6 protein-coding genes are annotated in these 9,332 nt (G+C 75.3%); 1 reads left to right on the top strand and 5 read right to left on the bottom strand.

Annotation, left to right across the window (positions count from 1 at the left end; all coding sequences use genetic code 11):
- Positions 1–150 precede the first annotated feature (150 nt).
- The 5 genes from ABTZ17_RS34565 to ABTZ17_RS34545 form a co-directional block, all read right to left on the bottom strand.
- Positions 151–3,012 carry an FtsX-like permease family protein gene (locus ABTZ17_RS34565; RefSeq protein WP_352199768.1) on the bottom strand — a complete coding sequence of 954 codons (2,862 nt, stop codon included), beginning with the start codon at positions 3,010–3,012 and terminating at the stop codon, positions 151–153.
- Between the two features lie 2 nt (positions 3,013–3,014).
- On the bottom strand, positions 3,015–3,785 hold the full coding sequence (locus tag ABTZ17_RS34560) for an ABC transporter ATP-binding protein (protein WP_352199767.1): 771 nt from the start codon (positions 3,783–3,785) through the stop codon (positions 3,015–3,017).
- Positions 3,786–4,257: 472 nt separating this feature from the next.
- Entirely contained in the window at positions 4,258–4,902 is a 645-nt protein-coding gene (locus ABTZ17_RS34555) for a PadR family transcriptional regulator (protein ID WP_352199766.1), read from the bottom strand.
- Between the two features lie 142 nt (positions 4,903–5,044).
- Complete coding sequence (locus ABTZ17_RS34550; RefSeq protein WP_352199765.1) at positions 5,045–5,515, bottom strand: hypothetical protein; 471 nt, start codon at positions 5,513–5,515, stop codon at positions 5,045–5,047.
- A 188-nt stretch (positions 5,516–5,703) separates the two neighbouring features.
- The gene (locus ABTZ17_RS34545) at positions 5,704–7,374 is read right to left on the bottom strand and encodes a Stk1 family PASTA domain-containing Ser/Thr kinase (protein ID WP_352199764.1); all 1,671 of its coding nucleotides are present in this window, start codon (positions 7,372–7,374) and stop codon (positions 5,704–5,706) included.
- Positions 7,375–7,618: 244 nt separating this feature from the next.
- Here ABTZ17_RS34545 and ABTZ17_RS34540 point away from each other — a divergent pair, with 244 nt between their 5' ends.
- Positions 7,619–9,241 (top strand): protein kinase domain-containing protein, encoded by a 1,623-nt coding sequence (locus ABTZ17_RS34540; protein WP_352199763.1) that lies wholly within the window; start codon positions 7,619–7,621, stop codon positions 9,239–9,241.
- Positions 9,242–9,332: the final 91 nt, after the last annotated feature.

Raw genomic sequence — 9,332 nt, 5'->3', positions numbered from 1 at the left:
GGACCGACCGCCGCGGCGCGTTCCACCCGCTGACGGTGGCGGCGGTCGACCGGCTCACCGAGGACGCGGTGGCCCTCACCTTCACGGTGCCCGCGGAGCTCGCGGTCCTCCGGGGGGCGACACGGTCAGGCAAGATCCGGAAGACGCGACCTAGGTGGCGGCGCGGCGGCCCAGGGCCCCGTTCGATCGGGTCACCAGCGCGGCCAACAGCGCGGCGCCCACGGGCACGGCCACCAGCAGGCCCGCCAGGGTGACCCAGGGGACCACGATGGGCACCACGGGTTCGGCGGTCCCGTTGGCGAAACCGCTCTTGACCAGGTCCGCGTACCAGCCGGCCTGCTGCCTGCGCTCGGTCAGCCGCAGGGCCACGGCGGGCAGGATTCCGGCGGCCGAGCCCAGCAGGACGCCCATGGCGGCGACCACCCCGCACTGGAAGGCGCTCAGGGTGCGCCGGACCCGGGGGGCCGCGCCCACCGCGGCCAGGGTCCGCAGGTCGGCCTCGGTATCGGCCTGGGAGAGGCCGGTGGCGATCCCGGCGGCGCCGATGGTGATCACTCCGGCGAAGAGCGACAGGGCCAGCAGCATGATGGTCGCGGAGCCCTGGTAGCCGTCCTCGATGTAGAGCGAGCTGCCGGCGGACATGGTGTCCAGGGCGGCGTCGGCACGCTGTCGCTGCTCGCTCGTGGGCGAGCCGTCCAGGGCGAGGTAGGTGCTGGAGGGGATGGCGGCCAGACCGGCCTTCTTCGCGGCGTCGGGCGGCAGCACCACCTTGAAGCCCCAGCCGCGGTCGCCGCTCACCAGGTGGACCGGCAGGGTCCGGCGGACGCCGGGCACCTCGCGGCCCTCCTCCGCGGCCTTGTCGGCGGCCGCCGGGTCGCTGATGGCGAGCAGGGTGACGCGACCGTCCTTGACGTACCGGCGGTCGAAGGCGACCGGGGTGCCCTCGCGCAGGGCGGCACGGGCGGCCGGGTCGGTCACGGCGAGTGCGGTGAGCAGCCGTTCGTCGGCCACGGCCACCTGCTCGGCCGGTCCGTAGGCGCTCGCGAGGCAGCGCCAGTCCCGGCTGAACCGCTCCCGCTGGGCGGGGGTGAAGTCCCCGGAGTCCTTGCCGTCCTCCCACATCGGGCAGTTGTTGCCCGGGGGCACGACCAGCTCCAGGCGACCGCACGCGGGGTCGGCGGAGAACTCCTCGCAGTCGGAGCGGCCGATGACGATCCGTGACACGTCGGCCCGTACGGCCACGGGCAGCTCGCGGGTGACCGCGGCGCGCGCCGCGGGGAGCTCGCGGAAGCCCGCGGAGTCGTCCAGGGAGAGCCGGGCGCTGCCCGCGGGCAGCTGCGCCCTGTACTCCTGGCGGACCTGCGTCTCCCGGCTCTCCTGGTAGGTGGCGACGGCCACGCTGCCGGCCACGGCGGCGAGCACGGCGGCCACCGCGGGAGCCGTGCGGCCCCGGTTGCGGACGGCGTCGCGCAGGGCCAGACGGGGGGACAGCGGCAGCACCCGACCGAGTCGGCCGAAGAGCCCGACCAGGGTGGGGACCAGGGCCACCACGCCCAGTTCGGCGAGGGCGCTGCCGCCCGCGACCACCATGAACCCGCTGCCGGAGACCGAGCCGAACAGGGCGATGGCGGCGCCCCCGAGGACGGCGACGAAGCCGATCACGGGCAGCACGCGGTTGGCCTTGCGGATCCCGCGGCGCCCGGTCAGGGAGGACAGCACGCTCTGTCGGGAGGCGGCCACGGCCGGGACCACGGCGGCCAGCAGGCCGGTCAGGACGGCCAGCAGGGCGATGCCCAGCAGTTCGAGGGGGCGGACGTCGAAGCTTCCGAACCGGGCCCCGAGGGCGTGCTCCAGCAGGGGCCGGCAGAGCAGGGTCAGGGCGACGCCGAGGGCGGTGCCGACCACGGCCGCGACCGCGCCGAGCACCAGTCCGCCGGAGAGGACGACGGCGCGGATGTGGCGGCGTTCGCCGCCGTTGGCGCCGACCAGGCCGAGCCGGCGGCGGGAGCGCCGGGCCCCGACCGCGAAGGCGGGACCGGCCAGCAGGCAGACCTCCAGCAGGGCCAGGCCGACCACGGTGGCGGCGGTGACCGCGGTGGTGGTCTCGAAGGCCGGGCTGCGCTCGTAGGTGTCGCTGGTGGCCCGGTAGAGCGGCACGTCGGCCTCGTCCGGCGGGTCCAGGGCGACGGCCCGGGAGACCGCGAGCACGCTGTGGGTGTTGGCCTCCTCGACCATGTTCCACGTGAAACCTTCGCGGCGGCCGTCCGCGTCACGGAGCCGGACCAGCAGGCTCGTGGCGGCCTCGGGGGCCCCCAGCCCGGCCGCGGCCAGCTCCTTGGCCAGCGGGGCCAGGAAGGTGCCGGGCGGGGCGATGAGCCCGAGCTCGGAGAGGGTGTCGGGCAGCTCGTAGGCGCCGGTGATCAGGTAGGCGCGGTCCGAGCCGCGCGGCACCACCCGGGAGCCCACGTACAGGCCGGACTCCTCCAGGAAGCGGGTCGTGGCGGCGACCTCGCCGGCGACGGCCGGGTACCGGCCGCGGTCCAGGACCACCAGGCCCGCGGCCAGCGGGTGACCGGCGTCGATCTCGTGCACGATCGTGTCCAGCAGCCCGTACCGGGTGCGGACCTTGGCGCTGCCCTGGGTGTCGGCGAGCACCTGCGCACCGGCCGGCACGGCCTTGCGCAGGTCGGCGCGGACCTCCCCGGAGAAGCCGCCCTCGGTGTCCTCCGTGTCCTCCGTGGCGGGCTGGTACCAGGTGCCGTCGGGGGCCTGGAGGACGGGGCGGCCCCCGGCGTGGGAGTCGGAGAGCCGGACGTCGGCGGCCCCGATCAGGCGGTCCATGCGTTGCGTGGTGGAGAGCTCGGCGCTGCGCAGGGTGAGGTCGGCGGCGCTGACGCCGATGATGGGCAGGGCCAGCATGGCGAGGACCAGGGCGCTGCGGCCCTTGGAGCGCCAGGCGTCGCGGCGGGCGATCCGGATGGCCGCGATCCAGGAGTGGTACCAGGCGTTCAGCTTCACGGGGCGGCCGTCCAGCCCGACAGGAGGGAGTCGGCGCCGGTGTGCGTGGTCTCGTCCACGACCTGGCCGTCGCGCAGGAAGACCACCCGGTCCGCCCAGGCGGCGAAGCGGGGCTCGTGGGTGACGAGCACGGCCGCGGCCCCGGCGTCGCAGCGGGCCCGCAGGAGGCCGAGGACGGACTCCCCGGTCTCGGAGTCCAGGGCTCCGGTGGGTTCGTCGGCGAGGACCAGCCGGCGGTCGCCGACCAGGGCGCGGGCGATGGCCACGCGCTGCTGCTGGCCGCCGGACATCTCGTCCGGGAAGCGGTCGGCCACCTGGGGCAGGCCCATGTCCGCGAGGGCGGCGAGGGCGGCGGCGCGGGCCCGGCGGGCGGAGGTGCCGTCGAGTTCGAGGGGGAGGGCCACGTTCTCGGCCGCGGTCAGGGCCGGGATGAGGTTGTAGTCCTGGAAGACGTAGCCGATGGAGCGGCGGCGCAGGGCGGCGAGCTGCTTGCGGCTCGCGGAGGTCAGATCGGTGCCCTCGACGAGCACCTGTCCGCCGGTGGGCAGGTCGAGCCCGCCGGCGAGGGTCAGCAGGGTGGACTTGCCGGAGCCGGAGGGGCCCATGACGGCCACCAGCTCGCCGGGGTGGACGGCCAGGTCCACCCCGCGCAGGGCGTGCACCTCGGTGGCCCCGCTGCCGTGGACGCGGGTGAGCCCGCGCAGTTCCAGGACGGGCGCCGGGCGGGCCTGCTGCGCGGGCAGCGGCGGGTGCTGAGGGTCGGGCATGAGAGGGGTCCCCCCTGGGACGGGAACCGGCTCCGCGGGTGCGGGCCGGGTCGGTCGGTTCGGTGTGCGCGGCGGGACGGCCGGGGCCGTGGCGCGCGGTGGTGTGGGGCCGGGCGGGCGGCCGTGCGGCGGGGCGGTTCCCCCGGACCGGCGGACGCCGGGTTCGCCGGTCCGGCCGGGCCCGGGGCGTGCCGGGTCGTGGGCACCACGGGCACGACGAGCGGCGGGGTCGCGCGGGCCCGGGGCCCGGGCCGGTGGGCGTGGGCCCGGCGGCGTGAGGACGGTCGGCGGACCGGGCCCGCCGGTGGTCGGCGGCACCGGCGGGCCCGGGGATCGGGCGGCCGGGCCGCTCCGGGGCGGGCCCGAACTCGGAACCCGGGCCCGGTCGGGGGCCTCCCCGGTCGGGCGGATCAGGGCGCGCGGGTACGGGGTGCGCCGGTCCCCGGCGCACCGGGCGGCTGCTCGTGGCGGCTCAGCCGCCGGGTGCGGTGGTGCCGGGGGTCGCGGTCCGGGCGGGCCGGGCCGCGGGGGCGGCCGGTGGCGGCTGCTCTCGCGCGGCTCCCCGTTCGGCCGGGACGGAGAGCCGGACCAGCCGGGTCTCGGAGTGGTCGAGCCAGCGGGCCTCGGCCTCGGTCTGGAAGATCAGTTGCTCCAGGACCAGCAGCCAGGCCACGTCGTCCCGCTCCCGGGCCTGCCCGGACTCGATGGCGGCCAGGGCCCGGGCCTTGAGTCGGGTGTAGTCCTGCATGGCCCGGATGGTGGCCGCGCGCTGGGCCTGGATCACGGCCCGGATGTCGACGCCGGGGGCGCCGACGGCCATGGCCAGCTTGATCGCGAGCTCGTCGCGGGGCGGATTGCTCCGGTCCACTGGGCGCTCGTACCAGGAGAGCAGTTCGGCGCGGCCGGCCTCGGTGATGGCGTACAGGGTGTGCCCGGCGGTGTCCGTGCCGTCGGGCGCGACCAGTCCGTCCCGCTCCAGTCGGGACAGGGTCGTGTAGACCTGCCCGACGTTCAGGGGCCAGGTGGAACCGGTGCGGTTCTCGAATTCGGTACGCAGCTGGGAGCCGTACCGGGGCCCTCGCTCCAGGAGAGCGAGGAGTCCGTGGCGGATCGACATACTCAGTATGTATACCGAGTATGCAGGCGAGCGCAAGTAAGCCTTGGCCATGGCGTGAGGGTGCCGAGGTCGATCCGGGTGCGCCCCTTCCGGCCGGTCCTCCGGTCGGTACGGGCACCCGAGGGTCCGGCGAACGCGCTGGTCAGCGCCTCAGGCGCAGTCCGAAGTAGCCCAGCCCCAGGCCCATCAGAGTCAGCCCCGCGCCGAGCGGGACCAGATGGGCGGCGAGCTCGGCGGCCCGCCCGTCGCGGTCGGCGCCCCAGCCCGCGGCCAACGGCGGCGAGCTCGGCGGGGCGACCTCCGGCGGGTCTTCGGGGGGCTGTGCGGGCGGCCGTGCCGGCGGGCGGGGGGCCCGCTCCACGACGGGGGCGGCCGGCGCGACGGCCACGGGCACCGCCTCGTCCAGCCCGGGTCGGCCGGGCCGGACCCGTCCGGCCCCGGCCGCGCTCCCTGCCAGCTGGGCTCCGGACGCTTCGGGGGCGGCGGTCAGCACCACGCCGGGCGCGTCGGGCGCGCTGGCCGCCGAGGCGGGGGCGGGCCCACCGGGCAGCAGTACGCCCAGGGTGAGCGCGGCGCCCGCTCCCCAGCGCAGCACACCGAGGCGAGGATTCACGCGGAGCCCCTCCCGTCCCGAGCGACCGAGATGTTCAGGGCCAGACTCACACGCCGGAATAAATCCGGCATCTCAGGACGAAAAGGACACGCGGCCGGGGTGTCGGAACGACCGGTGACGGCGGTCCGGGCCCCGGCCCGCGGCCTCCCCGGGGATTCCGCCCCCGTGCCCGGACGGCGGGGGCGCGGTTACGCCGGGTCGCCCGTGGAGACCACCAGGGTGAAGGTGACGTCGGTCGGGTCGATGTCCTCGCCCGGGGCCGGCAGCTGGTCCAGGACGGTGTCCTCACCCCAGACGGTGTCGTTGCGCGGCTGCTCCTTGAGCACCCAGCCCGCCGCCTGCAGGCACTGCTTCACGGACATCAGGTCCTTGTACCGGAAGTTCGGCGCCTTGACCTTCTTGGCGTCGTTGTACGCCTCGGCGGGCTCCTTGCACTCCTTCTCCTCGATGGTGCGCGTCCGGTCCGGGCCGCGGTGCCCCGCCGTCCCGTCCGTGGCCGCCACCGAGCTGCCCCCGCCCGCCGGGGTCTCGCCCTTGTCCTCCGGCTTCAGGTTGATGTAGGCGACCACGCCGCCCACCAGCAGCAGGGCCACCAGCGCCGCGCCCAGCACCTTGCCGGTACCGCCCCGACCGCCGGAGCCGCCGCCCGCCGGGGCGCCCTGCGGGTGGATCACGTACGGGGGCGGGGTCGCACCCTGGTGCGGGACGGGCGTGGGCGCCTGCTGGGCGTACGCGGGAGCCTGCGGCGGGTAGGCGTAGCCGCCCTGGTGCTGCGGGCCGGTGTGGTGCTGCGGGCCCGGCTGCGGCTGCGGGGTCGGCGCGTAGGGCTGGTACGGCTGCTGGAGGGCCTGCGGCGGCGGGGTCTGCCGGGAGGCGTCCACCGGCGGGAAGACCGCCGAGCCGACCCCGGAACCGCTGTTGACCGGACCGCCCTGGACGATCACCGGCGCCCCGGCACCGCCCGCGGCGAGCACCCGGTCGCAGGCGTCGAGCATGGCCGCGGCCGTGGGGAAGCGCTCGTTCGGGTTCTTCTTCAGGGCCCGCGCCACCAGCGCGTCCATGGCCGGGGTCAGCGCCCGGTTCACCGAGGAAGGGGCCACCGGCTCCTCCTGGACGTGCGCGTACGCGATGGCCAGTGGGGAGTCCGCCTCGAAGGGCAGCCGGCCGGTCAGCAGCTGGAAGAGCATGATGCCGACGGAGTACAGGTCGGAGCGGGCGTCCACACCGCGTCCGAGGGCCTGCTCGGGGGAGAGGTACTGAGGGGTGCCGACCACCATGCCGGTCTGGGTCATGGAGGTGACCCCGGACTGCATCGCGCGCGCGATGCCGAAGTCCATCACCTTCACCACGCCGCGCTTGGTGATCATGACGTTGCCCGGCTTGATGTCCCGGTGCACCAGGCCCATCTCGTGGCTGGCCTCCAGCGCGGCCAGCACGTCCCGGGTCACCTTCAGCGCCCGGTCCGCGGGCATGGCCCCCTGCCGCTCGATGTCGGCCTGGAGCACCGAGCCCAGCGGCCGGCCCTCCACGTACTCCATGACGATGTACGGAACGGTGCCGTCTGCCGAGCCGAGCGCGCCCAGCGCGACGGTGTCCTCACCGGTGTCGAAGACCGAGACGATGTTGGTGTGCGACAGTTTCGCTACAGCTTGGGCCTCGCGCCGGAAGCGCTCCCGGAAGGACTGCTCGCGACCCAGCTCGGTGTGCATCGTCTTGATGGCCACCTGCCGGTCCAGCGAGGCGTCGTAGGCCAGGTACACCGAGGCCATGCCACCCTCGCCCAGCAAGTCCCGTAGCTGGTAACGGCCCCGGGCCAGGGAACCGCCTGCGTACCGGCCCTGAGTGCCGTCCTGGCTCATCACTGTGCTTCCCCTCGGGCGCGACCTGCGGGACCTGCCGGTCCGTTTCGACGGCGCCCAGTCTGCCGGAGGGCAAGCCCACGTCAAGCCGGGGCACCCGTTCCGTGACCACACGGGAACGGGGAGCGGACGGGAGACCGATCCCTGACCGGGGCGCAGCGCGGAGGCTGTAGCGTTCATCGGAGCACTCCGCACAAGACCACCGCGACCCCCTGGAAGCGGCCAGATACGACGGCGAGGACTGATGGCACCCGAACCCGAGGGAAACGGCGCCGGGACGGGTGATGTTCCCGAGCAGTTCGGCGCGGGCGGTCTGGTCGGCGACGGCCGGTACCGGCTGACGCACCGTCTCGGCCGCGGTGGCATGGCCGAGGTGTTCGCCGCCGAGGACGTCCGGCTCGGCCGCACCGTCGCCGTCAAGCTGCTCCGCGCCGACCTCGCCGAAGACCCGGTCTCCAAGGCCCGGTTCACGCGCGAGGCGCAGTCCGTCGCGGGCCTCAACCACCACGCCGTCGTGGCCGTCTACGACTCGGGCGAGGACCGCGTCGGCCCGAACGTCGTCCCCTACATCGTGATGGAGCTGGTCGAGGGCCGCACCATCCGCGACCTCCTCATCAGCGCCGAGGCCCCCGGCCCGGACCAGGCGCTCATCATCGTCTCCGGGGTGCTCGAAGCCCTCGCGTACTCGCACCAGCACGGCATCGTGCACCGCGACATCAAGCCCGCCAACGTGATCATCACCAACACCGGTGCGGTGAAGGTGATGGACTTCGGCATCGCCCGCGCCCTGCACGGGGCGCAGTCCACGATGACCCAGACCGGCATGGTCATGGGCACCCCGCAGTACCTCTCCCCGGAGCAGGCCCTCGGCAAGGCCGTCGACCACCGCTCCGACCTGTACGCCACCGGCTGTCTGCTGTACGAACTCCTCGCGCTGCGGCCCCCGTTCACGGGGGAGACCCCGCTGTCGGTGGTCTACCAGCACGTGCAGGACGCCCCGGTGCCGCCCTCGCAGGTGGCCCAGGGGGTCCCGGCGGAGCTGGACGGCCTGGTGATGCGCTCCCTGGCGAAGGACCCGGACGACCGGTTCCAGAGCGCGGAGGAGATGCGCGGGCTGGTGCAGTACGCCCTCCAGATGCTCCACGAGCAGGGCGCGCACACCGGCACCTGGAACACCGGCCCCGTCACCATGGCGCTGCCGCACGGCCAGGGCGGCGGGCACGCGCCCACCACCGCCATGACCCAGGCGGGCACCCCCGGGCAGCCCTACCCGGCGCACAACACCACCTCGCAGTTCGGGCAGCCGATGGTGCCCCCGATCAACCCCGACGACGGCTCGGCCTTCCCGGGCGGCGGCGGGTACGGCGACGGCGGTACGGGCGGCTACGGCGACGGTCGTGGCGGCGGTGACGGTGGCGGCCGCTGGAAGATGTGGCTGTTCGCGGCCCTCGCGCTGCTCGCGATCGGCGCGGGCGTGGTCTACGCGCTGGACAAGTCCGGCGGCGGCGGGAGCCCCGAGACCCCGACGAAGAGCAGTACCGGCGTGACGGACTCGCGGTCCCCCTCCCCGGAGGGCTCCTCGCCCTCCCGGAACACCCCCTCGCAGGACGAGGAGGAGCCGACGCGGGAGGAGCCGACCCGCCGGACGCCCACGAACGACCCGACGTGGACCCCGCCGGACAAGCCTTCGCCGAGCCCGTCCTACAAGCCGCCGACCACGGACCCCACCAAGAGCACCGAGCCGACCCAGGACCCGACCTCGGAGCCCCCGCCGGTCACGGACCCGCCCGAGACGGAGGACCCGCCGAGCGGCGGCACCGAGGGCGGGAACTCGGAGGGCGGGCTGAGCCAGGGCCCCCAGGGCTGAGACGGCGCGCGCACGCGGACGCGGAAGGGCCCGGCAGGAGCATTCCTGCCGGGCCCTGAGCAACCTCGCCCTGCTCCTCCGAAGGACCGGC

Origin of the sequence: Streptomyces sp. NPDC097619 (genome assembly GCF_040302735.1) — a bacterium.
Lineage (GTDB): Bacteria > Actinomycetota > Actinomycetes > Streptomycetales > Streptomycetaceae > Streptomyces.
This window is presented reverse-complemented; position numbering and strand designations above follow the sequence as displayed.